General features: G+C 55.3%; 18 protein-coding genes. 11 read left to right on the top strand and 7 right to left on the bottom strand.

Features of this window, described 5'->3' with window-relative positions; translation table 11 throughout:
* The first annotated feature begins 380 nt into the window (after positions 1 to 380).
* Positions 381 to 1,499, top strand: a complete 1,119-nt coding sequence (locus KDC22_RS10390; protein WP_211722958.1) for an IS4 family transposase — start codon at positions 381 to 383, stop codon at positions 1,497 to 1,499.
* A 210-nt stretch (positions 1,500 to 1,709) separates the two neighbouring features.
* On the opposite strand, the gene KDC22_RS10395 is transcribed toward KDC22_RS10390, so the two are convergent.
* Entirely contained in the window at positions 1,710 to 2,696 is a 987-nt protein-coding gene (locus KDC22_RS10395) for a zinc dependent phospholipase C family protein (protein ID WP_211722959.1), read from the bottom strand.
* A 222-nt stretch (positions 2,697 to 2,918) separates the two neighbouring features.
* On the opposite strand from KDC22_RS10395, the gene KDC22_RS10400 reads away from it, so the two are divergent.
* Together KDC22_RS10400 and KDC22_RS10405 are read left to right on the top strand one after the other, a co-directional pair.
* Positions 2,919 to 3,926, top strand: a complete 1,008-nt coding sequence (locus tag KDC22_RS10400; protein ID WP_211722960.1) for an AraC family transcriptional regulator — start codon at positions 2,919 to 2,921, stop codon at positions 3,924 to 3,926.
* Positions 3,927 to 4,072: 146 nt separating this feature from the next.
* Positions 4,073 to 4,867, top strand: a complete 795-nt coding sequence (locus tag KDC22_RS10405; protein WP_211722961.1) for an SDR family NAD(P)-dependent oxidoreductase — start codon at positions 4,073 to 4,075, stop codon at positions 4,865 to 4,867.
* A gap of 85 nt (positions 4,868 to 4,952) precedes the next feature.
* On the opposite strand, the gene KDC22_RS10410 is transcribed toward KDC22_RS10405, so the two are convergent.
* The 3 genes from KDC22_RS10410 to KDC22_RS10420 are packed head-to-tail and all read right to left on the bottom strand — an operon-like array spanning position 4,953 to position 8,004.
* A complete protein-coding gene (locus KDC22_RS10410; RefSeq protein ID WP_211722962.1) occupies positions 4,953 to 5,432 on the bottom strand; it encodes a GNAT family N-acetyltransferase in 480 nt (159 codons plus the stop codon).
* Entirely contained in the window at positions 5,432 to 7,243 is a 1,812-nt protein-coding gene (locus KDC22_RS10415) for a family 20 glycosylhydrolase (RefSeq protein WP_211722963.1), read from the bottom strand. The genes KDC22_RS10410 and KDC22_RS10415 overlap by 1 nt, the downstream gene beginning before the upstream one ends.
* Complete coding sequence (locus KDC22_RS10420) at positions 7,240 to 8,004, bottom strand: sugar isomerase domain-containing protein (protein ID WP_211722964.1); 765 nt, start codon at positions 8,002 to 8,004, stop codon at positions 7,240 to 7,242. Before KDC22_RS10420 ends, KDC22_RS10415 begins: the two co-directional genes overlap by 4 nt.
* Positions 8,005 to 8,428: 424 nt before the next feature.
* Here KDC22_RS10420 and KDC22_RS10425 point away from each other — a divergent pair, with 424 nt between their 5' ends.
* The 7 genes from KDC22_RS10425 to KDC22_RS10455 all read left to right on the top strand — a co-directional run bounded on the left by KDC22_RS10425 (position 8,429) and on the right by KDC22_RS10455 (position 17,154).
* Positions 8,429 to 9,283: a carbohydrate ABC transporter permease gene (locus KDC22_RS10425; protein WP_211723984.1), complete on the top strand. Its 855-nt coding sequence runs from the start codon at positions 8,429 to 8,431 to the stop codon at positions 9,281 to 9,283.
* A gap of 67 nt (positions 9,284 to 9,350) precedes the next feature.
* Entirely contained in the window at positions 9,351 to 10,139 is a 789-nt protein-coding gene (locus KDC22_RS10430; RefSeq protein ID WP_173139144.1) for a carbohydrate ABC transporter permease, read from the top strand.
* A 116-nt stretch (positions 10,140 to 10,255) separates the two neighbouring features.
* Positions 10,256 to 11,614, top strand: a complete 1,359-nt coding sequence (locus KDC22_RS10435) for an ABC transporter substrate-binding protein (protein WP_211722965.1) — start codon at positions 10,256 to 10,258, stop codon at positions 11,612 to 11,614.
* Between the two features lie 126 nt (positions 11,615 to 11,740).
* Complete coding sequence (locus tag KDC22_RS10440) at positions 11,741 to 13,567, top strand: cache domain-containing sensor histidine kinase (protein WP_211722966.1); 1,827 nt, start codon at positions 11,741 to 11,743, stop codon at positions 13,565 to 13,567.
* Positions 13,539 to 15,212, top strand: coding sequence for a response regulator transcription factor (locus tag KDC22_RS10445; RefSeq protein WP_211722967.1), 1,674 nt, complete (start codon positions 13,539 to 13,541; stop codon positions 15,210 to 15,212). Before KDC22_RS10440 ends, KDC22_RS10445 begins: the two co-directional genes overlap by 29 nt.
* Positions 15,206 to 15,985 (top strand): glucosamine-6-phosphate deaminase, encoded by a 780-nt coding sequence (locus tag KDC22_RS10450; RefSeq protein ID WP_211722968.1) that lies wholly within the window; start codon positions 15,206 to 15,208, stop codon positions 15,983 to 15,985. The genes KDC22_RS10445 and KDC22_RS10450 overlap by 7 nt, the downstream gene beginning before the upstream one ends.
* Entirely contained in the window at positions 15,982 to 17,154 is a 1,173-nt protein-coding gene (locus tag KDC22_RS10455; protein WP_211722969.1) for an N-acetylglucosamine-6-phosphate deacetylase, read from the top strand. Before KDC22_RS10450 ends, KDC22_RS10455 begins: the two co-directional genes overlap by 4 nt.
* Before the next feature lie 762 nt (positions 17,155 to 17,916).
* Here the strand turns inward: KDC22_RS10455 and KDC22_RS10460 are convergent.
* Complete coding sequence (locus KDC22_RS10460; protein ID WP_173139053.1) at positions 17,917 to 18,486, bottom strand: YdeI/OmpD-associated family protein; 570 nt, start codon at positions 18,484 to 18,486, stop codon at positions 17,917 to 17,919.
* Between the two features lie 519 nt (positions 18,487 to 19,005).
* On the opposite strand from KDC22_RS10460, the gene KDC22_RS10465 reads away from it, so the two are divergent.
* The gene (locus KDC22_RS10465; RefSeq protein WP_211722970.1) at positions 19,006 to 21,039 is read left to right on the top strand and encodes a methyl-accepting chemotaxis protein; all 2,034 of its coding nucleotides are present in this window, start codon (positions 19,006 to 19,008) and stop codon (positions 21,037 to 21,039) included.
* Here the strand turns inward: KDC22_RS10465 and KDC22_RS10470 are convergent.
* Positions 21,019 to 21,918 carry an NAD-dependent epimerase/dehydratase family protein gene (locus tag KDC22_RS10470; protein WP_211722971.1) on the bottom strand — a complete coding sequence of 300 codons (900 nt, stop codon included), beginning with the start codon at positions 21,916 to 21,918 and terminating at the stop codon, positions 21,019 to 21,021. The genes KDC22_RS10465 and KDC22_RS10470 overlap by 21 nt on opposite strands.
* Before the next feature lie 70 nt (positions 21,919 to 21,988).
* On the bottom strand, positions 21,989 to 22,750 hold the full coding sequence (locus KDC22_RS10475) for an RNA polymerase sigma factor (RefSeq protein ID WP_211722972.1): 762 nt from the start codon (positions 22,748 to 22,750) through the stop codon (positions 21,989 to 21,991).
* Between the last annotated feature and the right edge of the window lie 161 nt (positions 22,751 to 22,911).

The raw sequence follows: 22,911 nt of genomic DNA on the forward strand, positions 1-22,911 counted from the left end.
TTTTCTCTGTTTGGGGGAGTAGCCGGGCGGGAAGCCGAAAAACCGGGGGGAATAAATAAATTGAACTTAAAAATATACTGACAGGAAAAAGGGTGCGCCTTATATAGCAGTTGGATTTTCTACACTTATTAGGGAGCGAAAGGCCCTTGCGGTAACAGGAGTTGGACAAACAGCACTTAAATAAGCAGATTTCATCCCAAGTAGCAAAAACCAATGTGAGTAGATGCCATTTTTCCACTTGCTGCCGTACATCGGACAGAAATCGCAGGATTAAGATACATAATTCTAAGCCTGTTGATTACCCAAAATAAGGTAGCAAAAAGGCCGCTGATTCGTTAAAGTGTTTGTACCCCTACAAACATACGAAACGAGGCGACCTCATGAAAAAGTCTACTTCAATATCAAATATTCTGCAATTGCTGATTCCCGAGGAACAAATAAAACCGATCTTAAAAGAATTAAAGTATGTTGACGTTGCGCGTAAGTTTACCGTGTATGATTTATTTTTGTTTTTAGCTGAAGCCGCATTCCAGCAGTGGGACGGATACCGAGACGGCGCACAACGGATGTCCCTTTACGGGCAACGTGCGGTGAATTACTCAACGCTTTCTAAAAAGGCCAAAGGGGTTGATTTTCAATTATTTAAGCGTTTGCTGACGCTCATGATCGGGCTGTGTAATCGGAAAACGAAGCGTACGCTCGGTATCCCAAAAGAGCTGTTAATCGTGGATTCTACCACCATTTCCGTCGGTGTCGGTCGGCTACCTTGGGCACCCCTCAAAGGCCAAAAAGCAGGTGTGAAGCTGCATGTCGGATTAGTTGGGGACTCGAATGAATTACACAAAGTGACGGAGACCACGGCCGAACAGCATGATTTAACCAGCTGCGCCTCCCTGCTGGACAGCCTATATATTTTGGTGGGAGACCGCGCTTACGGGAAGCACGAGCTGTTTGATCGCTATCAAGAACAGAAAGAGCGGCAATATTTTGTCATTCGGCTTAAAGATAATACCACGCTCGTCAATCCGATCCCGCGCCTGCGAAATCGCCCTTTTGAGGGAAGTGTCGAGCAGGATTTGACGTGCCAATTAGGAAAGGTTAAGGCACTCACCAAGAATCGGTTTCGGGTGGTGATTCTTAAAGATCCTAAAGGGAATCCCGTCCTTCTTGCGACAAACTTGCACTGGCACTCCCCAGAAGCCATAGCAGACATCTATAAGAAACGTTGGCAGATTGAAGTTTTTTTTCGTTGGATCAAGCAGCATTTGAACATCCCTAAGTTGTTTGGAACCACAGAAAATGCAGTGTATGGGCAGCTGTACGTAGCTTTATTGGTTTATGTGTTGCTAAAGTTTCTGTTTGAGCAGGGGAATACTAAGGTGCATGTTAGCGCTAGATTAACGTTCGCCGAGTTTGATCGGTTATTTACGCTGCAAAGACTACCTGTGGAGTGGAAGATTTATTTAGCCCATGCTATTGATTTAATTACCAGAATATAGGTAATCAACAGGCTTAACATAATTCCACTTACTGGCCGCTGGCCGCTGGTCGCTGGCAACTGGTCGCTGGCAACTGGCCGCTGGCAACTAGCCGCTGGCAACTAGCTGCTGGCGTTGGCCTCCAATCGGATAGATCCATCCTTCGGATTCAGCCGGAAAAAGAGGTGAGGCGTGAAGCCAGACTCCTGACTGGCTGCCGGTTCACCGCGTTCAACCGCTCGGGATACTTGTCCAAATGGGTTCGGCGTATTGGTTCTGCAGGTTCATGCTGCAGTCCTTGCCGGTATCGTAAGAACGGTTGCCCAGTGCCAGTGTGAACTGCCCGAGCTTACGGCTTGCCGCGGCGGAGTCCTCCGTAGAGTCCAGCCAATCGGCAAGCGCGCCGAGTACAGTCCGCCCCTCTGCAAGAGCCTCGTCCCACAGCTCCCACACAGATTCCGTCCGCACCTCGGAATATAGTGCGGGATGCCGCCACCGGGAGTGCCGCTCATTGAGATAATCCAGCCGTTCCTCGCGGGCAGTGAGCTTCCGTGAGAACAGCCGGCGGGTCCGGCCCCAGGTAAGAGCCTTCTTCCAGCCCTGCGGATCATAGAGGCATTTCTGAGCCAGCACCATATCGCGGTATGAGCTCTGCCAGATCTCTGAGGGCAGTCTCTCCATAGCCTCCGGGTAATGCTTAAGGGCCGTAGCGTGAAGAATGCGATGAACCGGCTCAGGCAGCCGGGCACCTGTGTCAATTGTGGCCCAGGCAGCGTGCTGCCAGGTGTTCATCCCGTGCAGCCGCTTCATATACAAAGTATCCAGGTCAATCTCAAACCGCTGATGGGCACGGTACTTATAGCCTGCCTTCCAGTTAATATAGGGATGGAGGCTACGGTCCAGAAGATGATGGGTCAGGAAACCGAGGAAATAGAGCTGGGCCTGAGCCGCTTCCGTTCCTTCAAGTCTCCGGGCAGCCTCCCAGAAATCAACAAGTACAGGCCCGCAGCTCTGCGTATGCATCTGGTCTCCGAGATGAAGTGCCCCGGTATCTCTTCTCCATGGAAGAAAGCTGTGATACAGCAGGAAATCCGGACCCTGACAGCCGAGATTATAGAGCCGCTGCTGTTGTTCCAGCAGCTGGAGACACGGGAAACGGCTGCTGAATTCTACGGCCAGCTGCTGGCCGAATTCAATATGCATCCAGATATTAGGCATGATTGATCCTCCTACTAGTTATGATGAACACCGTACAGTGATGACTGAATCCATTGTAATCCCTATATGTTAAAACAAAATAAGAAATATGTGTGAAATTAGGCAGAGAAGTACCATTGCTGTACATTAAGGTAGACATGATTACGGGCACAAGAGTATTCTTATAAGGCCTTAAGACAACCATAACACTGTAATATGCAACTGGCAAAAGGAGGCCCACCTATGAAGTCCCGTCCCTCTGAACGCGTTAAAATGCCTCCGGGATTCTGGACAGGGATAAGCCGCCTGGGGATTGCTGCAACCGACGTAGCCCGCATGGCACAGCTCCCTGTAACCATAACAACAGAAGCCACAGTTACCACTGACCAATATTTCGCCATCTGGCAGGCGTACTCCGAGCTTGCCGGGGACCTTGCATCAGGCATCACCAGGCTTGCGGCCGCCTTTGACACCGCGCAGTATCCGCCCGCCGTATTAGCGACTTATCACGCCCGCGACTACCGCGATGCCCTGCACCGCATGGTCAGGTACAAACAGATGTGTCCGCCCGAAAGCCTGCGGATGACGGAAGAGAACGGGCTGTGTACCATTGAACTGGAGTGGGGGGATACTGGGCAGCCCGGTCCGCCGGTGCTGGCGGGGATCACGCTGGCTTTTCTCTTGGAGCTGGGAAGAAAGGGGACCGGGCAGCCCTTGAAGGCGCAGGCCGCCGAATTTGTCCACTCCATGGGCGATGAACAAGTGCTCGAAGCTTATTTCGGCTGCACGATTCGAACAGGCGGGAAGTATAACCGGTTGACGCTGCTGTCAAGCCAGCTGGACCTTCCCTTTGTTTCGTATAACGAAGAACTGCTGGAGATCCTTGCTCCCGCACTGGACCGCTCACTTGATGAACAGCTTGGCAGCTTCTCTGTATCCGGGAGGGTCAGGGTGATTATTGCACACAGTCTCGCAGGCGGAAGCCCCGACCTCCAGACGGTTGCGAAGGAGCTTGCTATGAGCGAGCGGACCTTGCAGCGCCGGCTGACTGGCGAGAATACGACCTTCAAGCAGCTTTTGACACAAGTCAGACATGAGCAGGCAGGGAGGTACTTGGCCAATCCTTCGCTTGAGCTTAACGAGGTGGCATATCTCATCGGGTATGATGATCAGAACTCTTTCTTCCGTGGCTTCCGCCACTGGGAAGGGGTTACGCCTTCACAGTGGCGTGCGGAACACCTGAATAGTTGAACACCGGAATGCCGCTGAGGGGAGCTGTATTTTTTGGCGTGTCCGGCAAGAAGCTTGGCGTAAGGTGCTAGTTACTGAACGATCCCAACGAGATAATATAATCACTATCCGCAACACAACAAGGAATGAATAAGGAGAAGTGCATTATGGAGATGGGATTACACAACACAACAGCACTAGTTACAGGATCAACGAAGGGTATAGGAAAAGCTATCGCCATAGAGCTTGCCAAAGAAGGCGTCAACGTCTTGGTCAATGGCCGGAATAGGGAAGAGGTAGAACAGACTGTCCGAGAATTGAAGCTGAATTACCCGGCCACCACTCCTCAGAATGCTGCCGCCGATATGGCTGATCCTGAACAAAGACAAGCCGTATTCGCCCAATTCCCCAGCGTCGATATTCTGATCAACAGTATGGGCATTTATGAATTGATGCAGTATGAGGAAGTGGACGATGACATCTGGGAGAAGTATTTCCGGACGAATGTGCTTGCTGCAAACGGATTAACGAAATTATATTTACCTGGAATGTTGAGCAGGAATTATGGCCGTGTGATCTTCATTGCCAGCGAAGAGGCGGTCAAGCCCTCAGGACAAATGCCACAATATGCGATGACCAAATCCATGCTGCTGTCCCTGTCCAAAAGTATATCTAAAGGGACAGCAGGAACAGAAGTTACTGTGAATACCATCATGCCCGGCCCTACACTCTCAGAAAAGGTGCATCACATCATTGAGGGTATGTATCCTGACGAAAATTTAACTTTTGCCGAAAAAGAGCAGAAATTCATGGCAGCCAATCTGCCGCAATCTGAATTACAGCGCTTCATCAAGCCGGTGGAAATCGGCAGGCTGGCTGCCTTTGTATGCAGTCCTTATGCGGCAGCCTTTAAAGGTTCCCCTATCCGCATGGATGGAGGGATGGTGCCGACTATATATTGATGGATGTACATGCTCAACAAAAACAGCGGCACCCCGGGACGGTTAAGCCCCGGGGTGCCGCTGTTGTGCTGTATCAGGGCCGGATTCAGCCCAGTTTGATCAAGTCGCGGAATACCCCGGGAAAAGAGTCAGGGATCGCTATCGCACCGACGGTCTTCTCATAGAAGGCCAGTGCGTCCTCGACCCAGCCTATGATGGCGTAGCCGTAGCCGTTCTGGTGCATCGCGGACAGGCATTCCAGCAGCAGGGCCTTCCCGATGCCCAGCCCCCGGTACTCGTCCAGTACGCCGGTTGGGCCGAAGAAGTTCTTCACTACAACCTCGTGACAGGCGAAGCCGATCACCTCGCCCTGCTTCACGGCGATATAGCAGTGGACGGGCAGATGGGCGAAGGCTACCTCGCATTCATTCCGCCAGCTCTCCGTGAAATGGAGGCCGACAAAATCGACAATGGCCTGCTTATCTCCGGTCATCGCCCGTTTAATAACAATGCCTTGTCCCCGCAGACGCTCCAGCAGCGCCCCGTTGTCCGGCAGATCATATAGCTTCACAAGCATATCAGGCATCAGCTATCCCCCGCTTTCTGTTCTATGATCTCAAGATCGGTAATCATGGCATGCAGGTCCGCTTCAAATAGTTCCGGCCGGTAGAACCGGGAGCGGATGAACAGCTCCGCCATCTGCGGCGGAAGCAGCTCGGCAAGCACACGCTCCATCCGCTGCTTGGCTCTTAGCAGATCTCCGTATCCGCTCCTGTATTTGTCCCGGAGGAAGGTCAGCACTTCCTCACTGCCCGGTGACATCGCGCCCCGGAAGAGGAAGGTATGCAGCGGGGATCGGCGCTGCGCCGGAATCTCATACTGGATCATGGCGTCGATCAGCTCAGCGGTCAAGCGGTTCTTTCTCACCTCCGGCAGCAGTTGCGGGATCAGGGCATAATAGTCGGTTACTGCATAATCCGCCCATTCTTCCCCGCTTAGGAGAGTGGCGGGCAGTCCGTGGAAGCGGTGCAGAAACCGGACCAGGAAGGTAGAGAGATCTGCCCCGGCATTCCAGCTCTGCTCTGCGGCTAGGAAGGCCGGATAACGCGAGGTCTCGAACAGCCCGTAAGGACTGCCCAGCGAGAACGGGCAACCCCAATTCGTATGAATAATGCCGCTGAGCTGCTCGGAACGGGCGAGCTCAATCCAGTCCAGCACATTCTTGACCCGGTTATGGATGACCGGATAATTCTGGTCCCCGTTATCATCCCAGCAGCGGACAGAGGAAGCGCCGAGCGTCTCGATGCCCGCATCCCGCAGCTTATGAAGAATCAGCCGGGCATCGGCCTTCATCCGGTGACCGCCATAGATCCAGACGACGACCACAATCCGTTTGTCCAGCGCCGCAATCTCTTCCGCAGTAGCGTGCATGATCATATCATGCCAGATCATCGGCTGCTTGCCCAGGCTGACCGTCTTCTCCGCCAATTGATTGACGAAGCGGATGAACGAAGCCTCCGGGGTAAGCCCGGACCGTTTGCAGTCCTCGCAGGTGCCAAGGGTCCAGACCTCATCGCAGCCCAGGTGAAGATAGTCGCTGTGGGGATGAAGGGCAGCCACTTCTTCCAGAATGCCGGCCATCATCTCGAAGGAGCCTGGGCGGTGCGGACACAGCTCCGAGACCGTCTCCGGGACCTCGCGCAGGCCGATATAAGCCGGATGCTTCAGAATATATTCCAGATGGCCGAAGGACTGCTGCTTCGGAATCACAGTGACGAAGTGGTCATGTGCCGTCTTCAGCAGCCGCTGATGTTCTTCTTCCGTGAAGGCAAGCTCAGGATGGCGCAGGAAGCCCAGCTTACGGAAGGGCAGCTTGTCTTCATATTCGATGACCAGTGTATTGATCTTATAATCGGCCAGCTCCGCGATATACTCCAGAATATGCTCATAGGTCGGATAGACCGTGCGCAGATCGAGATAATCGCTGCGCAGCTTCAGCTCCGCCCAGTCGGCAATGGTTAGGGCGGGCACTCTGTCGCCGCCTGTATGGAGCAGTTGTTCCAGCGTCTTCAGCCCGTAGAACAAGCCGGACGCGCTGAGCGCATACAGCTCAATCCGGTCCTTGTCTGTAATCAGCACGTAGCCGTCATGCTTGCCCTCAACCCGCCGGGCCATCAGCAGGTTGAGCGAGGTACCCTCTGTGACTAGGGAGAATACACCGCTGCCGTCATGCGTAGTACGCACCGTCACCTCTGTGAATATCCTTTGCGCTGCCGTGAGCAGCCGGACATCCTTCACGGGGAGCTGAAGCTGCACCGTCCAGCCGCGAATACCGCTGACCGGCTCCGTTCCCCGGCTCTGCACCACCTGAGGCTCTGGAATCAGCTGAAGGTTCATAGCCAGCGGACCCGGCCCTTGAAGCGTTCAATGAAGCGGTTATTCCACTCATCCCCGCCGGGAGCGTTGCCGCTGCGCCAGACCGGCACCTCGATCCCTTTGGCCCCGAGACAGGCCGCTGTAGTCATCATCAGGGAATTGAGCAGAAAAGCGTTGGCGAAGGTGGAGGTCGAACCCATCTTCGGTTCAATCCCGTCAATATGCAGCGCAGCATCACCGGGCTTCACCTTGCTGTCCAGGACATAGTCGCACAGCTCGTACAGATTCTCCCCTGAAGGGTGGCGGGCAATATGACCCTTGGGCGTAGCTTCGGCATGGCCGACCGAGGTAACGGCAATCGTGGTCACTCCCCGGCGCCGTGCTTCCAGGGCAGCATCGACACAGGCCGTGTTAATGCCGTAAGCATTGGCAAGGATCAGAATATCACCTTGTCCCAGCCGGTTGTCTTCAATAACAAGCGTTCCGTAGCCGGGAGTGCGTTCCACCGCCATCGAGCGCAGGGCGCCGTTCGAGATCATCGTGCCTTCATCTAATATGGCGCTGATATGCATCAGCCCGCCGGCGCGGAAGAAAACCTCGGTTGCATTCATATTAGAATGGCCGCCCGGACCGTAGAGGTAGACCAGCCTGTCCTCCGCAATATGATCCGCGAGCAGCTCTGCGACTTCCAGCAGCTTCTCCTTCGGTTCGCTCCGTATCTCATTCAGCAGCTCTACAATACTTTCCATATAAGCGGACATAATATCTGACTTAACGTTCATCTGGATTCCTCCTAAAAGTTTGGTAAGCATAAGCTTGTGCTTGCCTTGAAGATAACAAAGCGGGGAAACCAAGTAAATCAACTATTTTGCGCAAATCCGTACCGTTTTTGACTGATTTAGCCGGTCGACTTTGCTCCTAACGGACTGTTCCTTTGCCCAAGTGGAGTCCTTCATCTGGAATAAGCGCGCCTCAGTCCGATATGCCGGGCCAGACGCTCTAATGGACAACTCCCGTCTTCGGCAGGTAAAAATTTTTCTGAACGGGTCAGGATCGTAGCTTATGTAACATTCTTTGCTTTTCTATAATGAGAGATAAGATCACGCAAGAGGGGGGACAGAGCCTTTGAAGACGTCAGTTACCTTACCGCAGTCCCATAATAAACCAACCGCCGGCAGCAGAAAAAGAAAACGGATCGAAGCGGGGATGGGCTACTTTTTCACCGGTCCCATGCTGCTGGGGGTACTGGTATTCACACTGATTCCGATGATATTCTCCTTCATGCTCAGCTTCACCAAATGGTCGTTTGTCACCGGCTTCGATAAGATCCGCTGGAGCGGCCTGGATAACTTCCGCCAGCTGTTTCAGGATGAGGTGTTCCTGAAGTCACTGGGCAATAACTTCATTATGCTGCTGGCCGTACCCATTGGGATGGCGATCGCGCTGATCCTGGGGGTTATGATTACGAGCCATGTGTATGCGCCGGGTGCCTTCAAGGTCATCTACTTCATGCCCCAGATATCCAGTGTAGTGGCTGTGGCGGTAGTGTGGCAGGTACTCTTCCATCCTTCGTATGGTCCGGTCAACGGATTCCTGTCGGCGCTCGGGGTGGACAATCCGCCCAAATGGTTGGCCGATCCAACGTATGCGCTTCCATCGGTCATGCTGCTGATGATCTGGATTGACCTCGGGGTCTCGCTGATTATCTACATTGCCGGGATCAAGAATATTCCGGCCGATCTGTATGAAGCGGCGACGATTGACGGCGCGTCGAAGTTCGCCCAGTTCCGCTCCATTACTTTTCCGCTGCTGACGCCGACGACCTTTTTCCTGCTGGTGACCGGCATTATCGGCAATTTCAAATCCTTCGCCCTGGTCAAGGTGCTGACGGACGGCGGACCGGCTAACTCCACTTCTGTCGTTGTGTACGACATGTACCAGACCGCATTCGTCGATCTTCAGACCGGTTATGCTTCATCGATGGTCATGATTCTGTTCGTCATCGTGCTTGCCATTACCGGCCTGCAGTGGCTGGGACAGCGTTATTGGGTCAATTACTAGATAAGGGAGGCACATACCTGTGAGAATAGGCAATCTGGACTGGGGAAAAGCCATCATCACCCTGATCATGGCGCTGCTGGGCATCGTATTTCTGCTCCCTTTTATATGGATGCTGTCCGCTTCGCTCAAGCCTGAGGCCGATGTTTTCAAATATCCGATCGAATGGATTCCGCAGACATGGAGGGCGGCATTCAACTACCATTCCGTCTGGTTCGGCAAGGCCAACTTCACCCTGTATTACTGGAACTCAATTAAAGTCACGGCGCTCACGACACTTCTCTCCGTAGCGGTGTCCAGCATGGCGGCCTACGGCTTCACCAAAATCCGCTTCCCCGGCAGAAATGCACTGTTCGTAGTGGTGCTGGCGACTTATATGATTCCTGCGGAAGCTACGCTGGTGCCGCTGTTCATTATCTTCCGCTCCACCGGCCTGTACGATACGCATCTGGGCCTGATCCTGCTTGGCGGGTTCAGCGTGCTGGGCACCTTTCTGCTCCGCCAGTTTTTCGCTTCACTCTCGAATGAGTATATCGAATCGGCGCAGATCGACGGCGCGGGACATATCCGCATCTTCCTCTCGATTCTGTTCCCGCTGGTCCGGCCCGCGATTGCCACTTATGCCATTCTGCGCTTCATCTGGACCTGGAATGACTTCCAGACGCCGCTGGTCTTCCTGAACAGCAAGACCCTCTATACGCTTCAGCTGGGCATGAATGCCTTCGCTGACCGTAACGGCGCCTTCTATTCACTGATCATGGCAGCCTCTGTCTCGGCGATTGTACCGCTGCTGGTGGTATTCATCCTCGGGCAGAAGCAGGTAATCGAAGGGATTTCCTTGGGGGGGGTGAAGGGGTGAGGGCTGGCAAGTTCCCGGAAGCTGCATAACCGGAAGACAGGCGGGCGGATAGGACGGTTAAGGGAGTACATGAGAACTGCATGGAACTGTAGACCACATTAGAAGGGGTGTTAGTTATGAAAAAGAATGTGTTCGCTCTGGTATGGATCATCGTGCTTCTGGTAGCCCTGGCGGGCTGCGGCAATGCAAACACTAACGGTGCAGCTCCAACTTCTGGCAGTACGGCTGCACCGGAGGCGGGGGCGAGTGCCGCACCTTCGGCAGAAGCGGTAACGATCAAGGTCGCCAACTGGTCGCCTGCGGCGGATATGGAACCGATTCTGCAGGCGTACGAGGATGCCCATCCGGGAATTACCCTGGAATACTTGGAGCTGGCTGACAACGGCGATTCGGTGGCCGGGATGAAGAAGCTGGATCTGCTCGTCGCATCCGGCGAGAACCTGGATGTGGTATTCATGCCGGGGGCCACCGACTATTCACAGCGTGCCGGACTCGGACTGCTGGCTCCGCTGAATGATCTGATCAGCAAGGAAGGCATCACGCTGACAGACGAGTATACGGTTGATCCGTCCGTTGACGGTAAAGTGTATGCCCTGCCGGATACGCTGGAGAATTATTTCGTCCTGCTGAACAAGGACAAGCTGGATGCGGCAGGCTTAGCCGTTCCCACCGAATGGAGCTGGGACGATTATCTGGATTACGCAGCCAAGCTGACCAGCGGCACCGGGCCGTCCAAGACCTTCGGTACGTATTTCCATACCTGGGCTATGTACTGGGAGCTGGCCGTCATCAACCAGGAGAAGGACAATAATCTGGTCAACAATGGTGTCGTGAATATCGACAGTGCGGGGATCCGTCAATCGCTGGAGCTGCGCAGCAAGGCAGAGGCATCGGGAGTAGCGGTGCCGTATGCCGACACCATCTCCCAGAAGCTCGCGTACCGCTCGGAGTTCTTCACCGGACATGCCGCAATGATCGTAACCGGCAACTGGATGATCGGCGAAGCCGGCGGGTCGGAAGAATTCCCGGCGACCTTCACCACCGCGTTCGCTCCCATGCCGTCGAACAGTGCCGGACAACCTGCGGGAGTCAGCATTGCCAACGGCAACTATGTAGGCATCCTGGAGAAGTCGGGCCATCAGCAGGAAGCTTATGATTTCATCCGCTGGTACTCCACAGAGGGCGAGCAGATGCAGAATGTATATTCCGCATGGAAGAAGCAGGATGTGGACAAGTTCATTGCAGGCGTCAAATCAGGTGCCATCAGCCCCGACAATATTGACGAGAGCTCACTGGCCTATGTAATCAAGAATGCCAAGCCCGCACCGCTCAGCGTGCCGCCGACCTATCAGGGAGAGCTGGAAACGGCCTTTACCAAAGAAACCGAGCTGTACATCCTGAAACAGCAGGATCTGGAGACTACGATCAGCAAAGCACAGGCTGAGCTGCAGAAGATTGTAGATGCCAACAAGTAAAAAATTGGAGGCGTGAAATAGCCCTTTTTTACCCGAAATAATAGATTGAAATGAGCTGCTGGAGGCGGAAAGCTGATATGATAGAGGCATAGAAAACGATAGTCTGATTGTGAAGGGGGATTGCCATTGCTGCCTAGAGGATGGAGACTCGGTTTTCGCAATAAGCTGCTCGTCGCTTCTCTGCTCTGTCTGCTGCTTCCCGCCTCTATTACCTTGTATATCTCCAATTCCTACACCGAGCATATCCTCCGCTCCCAGGTGATTCAGAATGAACGCCGTTCGCTGGAGCAGGAGAGCCTATATATCTCTAACCTTCTCAGCAATATGGTGCTGGTGGCGAATTATATCCAGTTCGACCCCGGCATCACTCTTATTCTCAAAGAAAACTGGCAGCGCAATAAGCTGCACGAGCCTGATAACGCCAAGCACATTCTCGATTTCAAAGAGGTTACGGACAAGCTGAACAGCGTCACCTCCATGATGGAAAAAACGTTCGTCACCGTCCTCACCTCAGATGGACAATATTATTCAAACTATGCTTACGCCAAGCTGGATGTCGGCGCACTGCTGAAGCAGCCCTGGATGGAACAAGCCCGTCAGCAGCCTGCCTTCGAGCTGTATTGGGCGGGTGTGCTTGCTAACTATATCCCGACCGCTGCCCCAAGCAGCCCGCAGGTGCTGACCATTGCCAGGAATCTCAAGCTGTCCTCCGATTCAACCTATGCAACATTGATCATCAGTATTGCCGAGAGCCGGATCAGCCAGATTTTTAATGACAGCCGGCAGGGGCAGGAGACGCTGCTGATTGCGCCCGACGGAACCGTTCTTGCCTCCAGGGACAAGGCCCGGCTGGGCCAGCCGTTTGCGCTTATGGATGCTGTGAAGCATTCGGCGGATTCCGGATTCATGGATTACCGGGGCGAGCAATATCTGCTGAGCAGCCTGGAGATTCCGTACGGGAATTACCGGATTGTCAGCCTGGCGCCATACCGTGAGGCCGTGAGCCAGATCAGTGCGACCCACCGCTGGAGCAGTGCTGTGCAGATCGTATCGGGCGCTTTTTTCCTGCTGATTCTGGTTCTGCTGGTCCGCCAGTTCACGAAGCCGGTGATCCGGCTGGATCAGGTGGCGGCGCGGGTGGACCGGGGAGAGCTGGGCATCCGCTCAGGCGTTCGCGGCTATGATGAGATTGGACGGCTGGGCAAGTCCTTCGACCATATGCTGGACCGGGTGGAACGGATGATTATCCAGATCAAGGTGGAGCAGGCGCAGAAGCGCAAGGCCGAGCTGGCGATGCTGCAATCGCAGATCAATCCCCATTTCCTGTTCAATATTCTGAATTCGATCCGCCTGCGCATCATAATGCGCGGCGATGAGGAGAATGCGGAGCTGCTGTTCTCGCTCTCCCGGCTGCTGCGGATGACCATTCAACAGCGGGACGAGTACACGACCCTGCATGATGAGCTGCATATTGTCAGGAGTTATGTGGAGCTGCTGAATTTCCGCCAGTCCGAGGAGGTTACGCTGGATACAGACTGCACCTCGGAGAGCCTTGGCGTGAAAATCCCCCGGTTCCTGCTGCAGCCGGTCATCGAGAATGCCTACATTCATGGCCTGCATCAGGAGAGCGGACGTATTCTGATCCGGACCCGGACGCAGGATCACCGGCTGCTGATCGAGATCGAAGACAACGGGCAGGGGATGGATGAGGTGACCCTGGGCCGCCTGCGGGCCGAGTTAAGCTCTGAATGGAAAGAGAAGGAAGCGATGCCGTCCAGCAGACTGGCCCATATCGGAATGTCCAATGTCTATGAGCGGCTGTATCTGACTTACGGTGCTGCCTTCCAGATCACGATTAACAGCCTGCCCGGTCAAGGGACTACCTTCCGGTTCGAGCTGCCTGAAGAGATTCCGGATCAAGGCTATGAAAGGGAGCGTGGAAGCGATGTATAGCGTAATGCTGGTGGATGATGATCAGCCGGTACTGGACTTTCTCTCGGCGGTGATCCCGTGGGACGAGCTTGGATTAACGCTGCATTCTGCCTGCAAGAATGGTCTGGTTGCCCTGGAGAAAGCGCAGGCCGGTATGCCCGATATTGTCATTACGGATATTGGAATGCCCTATATGGATGGTCTGGAGCTGATCCGCGAGCTGAAGCTGCGCAGCGAAGAGCTGCGTGTAGTGGTATTGTCCTGCATGGATGACTTCACGTACGCCCAGCAGGCGGTGAAGCTGATGGTGAGCGACTATATCCTGAAGGAGATGATCAGCCGCGAGCTGATTACCGGGCTGCTGCGGGAGCTGGGCGACGATTTGCGCCGCCGGGATGCCGACAAAGCCCAGACGCAGAAGTGGAAAAGCATGGCCGAGAACCAGAAGGTGCTGCTGAAGCAAAGTGTGCTGCGGCGCATGGCTGCCCGGGAGCTGCCGGACAGCGAATGGCGGGCGGATGCTGCCGAGCTGGGAATTCTGCCGGATCTCACGGCCCATGTAGCCGTGCTCTGCCGGATCAGCGGCAACGCCGGGGAGAACGAAGCGGAGGAGCTTGCGCTAATGTCATGTGTGGAGTCCGCCGCCGAAGCCGTGCGGCAGGAGGACACCGCTGCCGTATGCCTGCCCTACAGCGGGCGCGATTGTGTGCTCGTCTTCAGCGGCGGGATGGGCAATGGCGCGGACTCAGGCCATATCTCTATGCTCGGCAGGCTGCGTTCCGCGATTCAAGCGCTGCCGGGGGTTACGGCTTCCTTTCAATATTTGTGTATACCGGCAGGCGGCGGGCATTTCCGGGAAGGGATCATTGAGCTGCTTAGTCAAGGCCGTGAATATGCCTTCTATCTGAAGCCGGGCGAGCTGAGCAGTCTGAAGACGCTCCCGCCGTTCACGGAGGAGGATCTGTTCCTCCATTATGCCGAAGCCTCGCAGGAGATCCGTGAGGCCTTCCTGGAGGAAGCGGCCGACAGGCTTGCGGCATTGCTGTCGAAATGGATGGATACCATCCGTGCCAGACGGTATGCGCCGCGCCAGGTGAAGGAGTGGATGCTCAAGCTGCTCTACGATAACCAGATGCGGCTGATGGCCCGCCAGCAATTCCAGTCCACCTTTTCCCTGGAGCTGCTGCATGATACCCTGACGGCGATTGATCATATAGATCATCTGGAGGAATGGTCCCTACAATTCTTCAACGAACGTCTGCCGGTGATCCGCGAGATGTATCAGGAGACCCGCCGGGATGAGATCAAGAAGGTGAAGCAGTATGTTGACCGCCATCTGAACCGTAAAATCACCCTGGAGGAGGTGGCGGAATACACGCATTTGAATTCGAGCTATTTCAGCCGGCTGTTCAAAAAAGAAACCGGAATGAGCTTCATCCACTATGTTACCCATACCAAAATGGAGCAGGCCAAGGAATGGCTGGACCAGTCTTCACAGAGTGTGGAGCAGGTTGCCGAGCAGCTTGGATATGAGAATAAAAGCTATTTCACGAAGCTCTTCAAGCTGCATACAGGCACTACACCCGGAGAGTTCCGGGGGGAGGAAGGCAACCGGTCCGCACAGACACCAGGCACAACAGGCACAAGGAGGCACTACCCATGCTGAACATCAAACCGATTCATACAGAACTGTCAGGTGCCATGCTTGTCCGCGTATATGAGAACCGCTCACAGCTCGGAGCTGCTGCCGGGCGTGAGGCGGCGGCGGCCATCCGGGCGCTGCTGGCCTCCAAGGCACAGGTGCGGATCGTGTTCGCCGCTGCACCCTCCCAGAATGAATTCCTTGCGGAGCTTGCCGCTGCGCCGGAGCTGGACTGGAGCCGGATTACCGCATTTCATATGGATGAGTATGTCGGCCTGCCGGAAGGCTCGCCGCAGAGCTTCGGCACCTTCCTCCGGGAGGCGCTGTTCGGCAAGGTCTCGCCGGGAACGGTCCATTATCTGAATCCTGCCGCCGGTGCGGAAGCCGAAGCTAAGCGTTACGGACGGCTGCTGGCGGAAGCGCCGATAGATATAGTCTGCCTCGGCATTGGGGAGAATGGCCACCTGGCCTTCAATGATCCGCCCGTGGCCGACTTCAATGACCCGCTTCCTGTGAAGCTGGTGGTGCTGGATGAGGTCTGCCGGAACCAGCAAGTGAATGACGGGTGCTTCCCCAGCCTGGCAGAAGTACCGCAGCAGGCCTTGACGCTGACGATTCCGGTCCTGCTGTCCGCGCAATGGCTGTTCTGCATGGTGCCGGGCGTGTCCAAGCGCGGTGCGGTTACCCGCACACTGCATGAATCCATCTCTACAGCATGTCCGTCCACCATCTTGCGGGAGCATGGGGATTGCCGGATGTTTGTGGACACCGACTCCTTCGGGGCGGTCTTCTCATGAACATTGACGCGCTGCATTACCGGACAGGCGAACCGGTCCGGGTTACTGTGGAGGATGGGGAGATCGCTGCTATCGAACCACTGGAGACGCAGCTGACGCTGGAGGAAAGGGCAGAGCTACCGCTGGTTGCGCCGGGCCTTGTGGATCTGCAGATCAACGGCTATGGCGGATATGACTTCAACCATCCGGCGCTGAGCGCAGCGGTCGTTAAGGAGGCTGTCCGCGCTGTGTGGAAGGAGGGGGTAACCGGCTTCTACCCGACTGTCATTACCGGCGCTCCGTATACGATTCTCGGAGCAATGCGGGCGATTGCCCGGGCCTGCGAGGAGGATGATGCCAGCGCTGCGACGATCAAGGGCATCCATCTGGAAGGCCCGTTTCTCTCGCCAGAGGACGGGCCGCGCGGGGCACACGCGCTGGAGCATATCCGTCCGCCGGATACGGCCTTGTTCGATCAGTGGCAGGCGGCGGCGGGCGGACGCATCTCCCTTGTGACGCTGTCCCCCGAATGGGAGGGGAGCGCGGAATTCATCCGCCACTGCGTACGGCAGGGAGTGACGGTCTCGATCGGGCATACGTCAGCGGATGCCGCGCAGATTGCCGGAGCGGTGGCCGCCGGAGCGCGGCTGTCCACGCATCTGGGCAATGGCGCCCATGCTATGCTGCCGCGCCATCCGAACTATCTGTGGGCCCAGCTCGCCGAAGAGGCGCTGTGGTGCACCTTGATCGCCGACGGCTTCCACCTCCCGGATGAGGTGCTGAAGGTGGCGATGAAGGTCAAGGGCCGGCAGGCACTGCTGGTCAGCGATGCCGTTGCCCTCGCCGGGCTAGCGCCCGGCAGCTATGACACGCCGGTCGGCGGCCGTGTCGTGCTGACCCCGGCGGGCCGGCTGCATCTCGCCGGCGAGCCCGGGCTGCTGGCGGGTTCGGCGCAGATGCTGCTGCGCCACATCGCGCGCCTTAGCGCCGCGGGCCTGGCCAGCCTGCCGGACGCCTGGGACATGGCGTCCGTGCAGCCGGCAGGCTTCATGGCCCTGCCTGCGGCCGCGGGCCTGGCCGCAGGAGCGCCGGCGGATCTGGCGCTGATCCGCCGCACCGGCACCGGCGCTGCCGGGCTTGCGCTGACGGCGCTGTGCCAGGCCGGTTGCTGGGTGTACCGCCGGGAGTGAGTGAAGCGGCGGCTGAATGAGGACAGCCCCCCGGTTACGGGGGACTGTTATGATATGGAAGTGAATCGCTCAAATTGAGCGATTCCAGAGGGCGGGAGCGGTATGGGCTGGGCATGGGCATGGCTGTTGCGCCAGCGTCTGCACCACGCCAGTAACATTAACAGTAAATGTATTCGGTTTTCCGCATACATTTGCCCCGATCGCCTTCGCGCAGCGAAATATGTTCGGTTTTCCGCATACATTTGCCCCGAACGCCTTCGCGCAGCGAAATGTATTCGGTTTTCTGCATACATTTGCCCCGATTACCTTCGCGTAGCGTAATGTATTCGGTTTTCCGCATACATCCGGCCCGATTACTTTCGCGTAGCGTAATGTATTCGGTTTTCCGCATACATCCGCTTAGCCTTAACTTCTGCGCCAGCGCCTGGACCAGAGCTGCTTCAGGAAATAATTGGATTTTCAACACTTGTTCAGGGGCGGAAGGGTACAAATACAGTCGTAGTTGGAAAAAAAGCACTTAATATGCTGGAATCAGAATAATGAAGGAAAATGCACGAGAATAAATAACATTAATCCACTTAATTTCCGCGAACGCTCCAAATGAGCCAGATTAAGCTGCGTTTTTCCAACTAATTCCTTATCATCCAGAAGCAAATCCCAGTTACTTTCAAATCGCATACTTTCAACTCGAAATCGCACATCTACATCTACCCGTACCGTTTGCGGAATCCCTCCAGAACGCTAGAGGAGTACAGAGCAGAACTAATAATCCAGCAGACGCCCGTTGTCATGCCACTGCCCGTACATTATATTCTCCCGGGTGCTTGTGATGAACTTCTCCAGTCTGCTCTGGAATAGTTCGGGCTGATGGATATAGCTCTGGATGGTGTCGATCCGCACCCGCTGATACAGCGCCGGAAAAGCCATGAAGTTCTGAGCCGTCTGCGCATCCTCGTTCAGCCGTTCTTCGATAATCTTGTGTATGCTAAAAGACTGGATGTCCATATCCGGCAGCACCCGCCTGCCTTCTTCGCGCATCAGCCCCAGCTTCTCAAGGCGGCGGACACGCTCCTTATTAAGCTCTGTCCATGAACTCCGCTTGCTGCGTGGAGACAGCCGTTGCATCAGCTTGCCTTCAGCGTTCACCTTCTTCACCCCGTCAATCCAGCCGAAGCACAGCGCTTCTTCTACGGCGTCCAGGTACAGCAGCGTATCCGGGAGCGGCTTCATACTGACCTCTACCCAGCAACAACCTTCCGCCGTGCTGTTCACCAGCAGCCAATTTCTCAACTCTTCTCTTGTTGCAGCGGCAAGCCTGTTTTCGTTACTCATAGATACGGTTCATTCCCTTCTGTCTTCTGCTTCCGGCTCTCTGTCTGCCCTCTCCCGATTGAAATCCTGCACATTATGCAGCTTCTCCTTCAATAAAATCCCCCTAATCCGGAATTGTTGCACAAATGACAGCATTCCCTCTACTCGAAGTGGCTAGGCGGCGAGAATTCCTGCATTTTATATAACAATCCTGGCATTCCACCAGTATCCATGAATCAAAGTTGCAACTTGTGCAACACTTAAGCTTTGAACTTGAAGCTTCCTCGTCACTGCGGTGAACATTCCGTAACTCCAGAGAATGTTTGGCCCTCCAGCCGCACTCCAATCCTACTATTTACTTAAATTTTGCCGCTTTGTTAACACTTTCGCAACACATTCTTTACGCTCCGCATACACAACTTGAGAGAGTAATTAATATCCGGCTTTTACAATGAGGTTATTAGCATAATATACCTATTGCATAATCAGGCTTGATATGAAGGGATGATACTTTTGAAGGGGAACCCGCTGCACTTTTCGATGAAATGGAAGCTGATTTTAAGTTTCTCGGCCATTACACTTATTTTTCTGGGCGTGGCTGTGTATCAGGGACATAAGATTAATCAGGTGGAGCGATCCATGGAACGGCAAAAGAGCGAAATGGAGAATAGAATCACCGTCTCAACCATCACCCAGCAGCTCCAGGAGCTGAACCGTGCAGAGACTTCATTCGCTGAATCCAGCGATCTGGAGCAGGCAGAACCTTTACAGGAGAAGCAGCGGCAGTTGTCTGCCGAGCTCGCCAAGGTGAATTTTGAGCAGGGCACGCCTGCCTTCAAGATGCTCGGACGTCTGGCTGACCAGACGGCAGCATACGGGGAACTAACGCAGGAACTGGTAACCGTGTTGTCGGACGGGACCTTGGACCCGCTAAGTGTGTTGGAGACAAGCGATGTTATACATACGAAGGCGCTCGCATTGAATCAGGACATGCTGAAGACGAACGGGGAGCTGTACACCGCTGCTGCCAAAAATGCCGGACAGGCGCAGAATGTCTCCTTCGCGCTGCTGGATGATACCGTTTCGGTCGTCACCTATGCCGCTGCCGGGGTGTTCCTGTTCATGCTGATCCTCGCCTGGCTGCTGATCCGCTCATTCCTGTTGCCGGTGCGCAAGTTGCAGGCTGCGCTCAGCCAGATCGCCGCCGGAGATCTGCGGCAGCAGATCAACTCCCCGTATAATGACGAGCTTGGACAGCTGAGCCATCATTTCGACCATATGGTGGGCCGGGTGCAGGAAATGCTGCGGCAGACGTTGTCTGCTGCGGGCTCGCTGGCGGACTATTCGCACTCCTTCCAGCATTCCTCGAAGATTACGGCGCATACCAACCGGGATATTGTCAGAACCATTCAGGAGATCTCGCTGGGCGCCGGCCAGCAGGCGGTTCAGTCGGAGCAGAGCACGCTGCTGCTGGAGGAGCTGGCCCGCGGGGTTCAAGACATCACCGAGTATACGGACGTCATGCTGGCAACCAGTGAAACGGCTAACCGGAATACGCAGCAGGGGGCAGCTACGGTCACCGCGCTGCACCAGATCTCCCGGCATTCCCGGGAGTCGATCGGCAAGATTTACGGGGCACTGGAGAAGCTGGTGAATCAGTCGAAGGATATCTCACGCATCACCCATTCGATCACAGAGATCTCGAAGCAGACGAATATTCTCTCGCTGAATGCTGCCATAGAGGCGGCAAGGGCCGGTGCTGCGGGCCAGGGCTTCGCGGTCATCGCCGGAGAAGTCAGGCATTTGTCCGTGCAGACCAGTGATTCCTCGGTGCATATCAGCCGTATTATCCAGGAGCTTGAGGCCGGAATGGCTGAATTCCAGGGATATATGCTGGAGACCCGGGATAGCCTGGAGCAGCAGGATCATCAGGTGGCGGAGACTCTGGCTTCCTTCGAAGCCATTGATGAATCCATTACGGGCATCAGCGCACAGATCGGGCAAATTCACCGCAAGGTGGAAGAGACCCGCATGATTAACCTGCGGCTTACTGAATCCGTTCATTCGGTAGCCTCCGTGGCGGAACAGACCACTGCCGGGGTTCAGGAGGTTAATGCTTCCAGCACGCAGCAGGATCAGGCGATCAGCCATATTGCACAGCAGGCCGAGGAGATTAATGATATCTCGCAGCGGCTGTTCCGGGAGATCAATGTGTTCAAAATACAGGAGGCAGCCGAAGTCGGCACGAAGCAATCGTATGCCGATACAACGGTTCGCGGAAAGGTGCAGATATCGGAAGTGGATGCGCAAGCGAAGACAGAAGCGCCGAGGCAAGCAACGCTCGAAGAGAAGCAGGAGACAGAAGGGAAGACCGAGGACGAGCGACAGCGGGAGATGCATACGAAGCAGACGCAACAGACAGAAAACAAGGCAGAAGCCGGAATTCACCGGCCCCTGCCTGCGGGAATACCGGTGCAGGATAAGTCTGCGCCCGGCCTGAGTATACTTGTTAACGAACCGCAGCAAGAAATCTCAAAAGAGCTGGCGAAGGACTTACTGGTGCTTGCGAAGTGAACGGTCGAGCGAAGTCACCAGCTCCGGGAACCAATCGGATAACGACAGGAAGCTGAAGCCCGCGCTGCGGGCTTTTGCCGTATCCATGAACCAGGATTCCGGTATCCCAAAAGGGGATTGATCCGCTTCAACGGCATCATCCCGGATGACAGCCGTCCGTCCGGTAATCTGTTCAATGATGGAAATCACTCCGCCGATGGTTAATGTGCCGTCCGAGCAGGCGTTCACCGGTCCTGTCAATACAGCGCCGCCCAGACCCAGCCAGTGCAGGAAACGGGCGGCTTCGTCGGAACGGATGAACGAGATCTCCGCTTGCGGATTCGGGATACCGACCGGCTGCCCCGCTTGTACATGCTCTATGTGAAAATGCAGTCTGCGCGTATAATCATCCGTGCCCAGGACAATCGGGAACCGCACCGCTGCCACCGGGAAGTCCGCCGTTTGCAGCAGCACCGCTTCCGCCAGTCTTTTGCCTTCCTGGTAACTGAAATCGTCTTTGCCGCCCGGCTTCAGCGGATAGTGTGCCGGATCGAAATCGGCTTCAGTCAGCATCCCCGGCTGCGGGTCATAGACCGACAAGCTTGAAGTCAGGATATAACGCTTCACCCGCCCCGCCAGAATCCGCACTGCCGCCGCAGCCTCATCCGGTGAGAAGCAAATATTATCATAGACGATATCCCAGGACGTACCGCCTACAGCCTGCTTCAGTGCCGTTTCATCCGTCCGGTCCACGGCCAGCCGGGTCACACGGTCACCGAAAGCATCGCCGGTCATGCCCCGGGTCAGAATGGTGACCTCGCTGTTCTGGTCCTCAAGAAGCAGCTCTACCAGCCTTTTGCCGAAAAACCTTGTCCCTCCAAGTACAAGTACTTTCTTCATGCGATCACACTCCTGTCCTATTGTAATCCGCCGCTCCAAAAATCGTCATTAAATCCTTATTCAATCAGCATTAGGCAGCCATCCGCAGCTCATAGGTCGCAGGGCTTCCATAGCTGTAGGAATACCTTACATTGTCTGAATATACGGCCTGTATGGAATGGGTACTTACCGCAGCAGTTACATTCCCGGCGTTGTCCTGGCGCAGCAGCTCCAGCATCACTGGGATTTGGCCCTGCTCATAGGCGTGGGCCAGCGCCCGGAGATAGGCCCGGTAATCGGCGTTCTGCGGAAGAGCCGGACCCTCATGCTCCGCCAGTTCTTCCCTGACCTTCGCTAAGGCCAGCCGGGCCCGGTGCAGAGCAGCCTTGACGGCCCCTTCAGTCGTTCCCAGGCATACGGCTGCCTCGGCGGCTGAATATCCCAGCACATCGCGCAGTACAAAAGCAGTCCGCTGCAGCGGAGACAGATGGTTGATCAGGGCCTGGAAGGTCAGCTCCATATCACCAAGATCACCTGGCATTGCTGCTTCAGAGGCAGGATCTGGTGCTGTTCCTGACCGTTCCAGGGCATGAATTAGTCCGTTCTGGCGGCGGGCGGCATCAATCCAGGTATTCTTGGCTATCCGCAGCAGCAGGGCTTCGGGATTGGGGCTTCCGGTGAATTTGCGGTATCCCAGCGCTTTGGCCCAGGTCTCCTGCGCCAGATCGTCGGCGCCATAGCTGGAGCGGGTGAGCGACAGGCAATACCGGCGCAGTACGCTCCTCAGCTCCTCCAGACGGATTCTGTCCAACTCTATAGTCTCCGGTATACGGTGCTGTTCAAGAATCATCATTGTGGTCCTCTCCTTCGCTGGGGATTCAGACGGTTGCTTCTATTATATAAACGAACGGGACTTTGTAAAAGATACGCGGTCCCCTTATTACAGCGGATGTTCCTCTTGCCCGTATCTTTGAGCTGCCCCGGACCGTTTACAGGGTATCAACACCAACACTA

Source organism: Paenibacillus tritici, assembly GCF_018207515.1.
GTDB lineage: Bacteria > Bacillota > Bacilli > Paenibacillales > Paenibacillaceae > Paenibacillus_AQ > Paenibacillus_AQ tritici.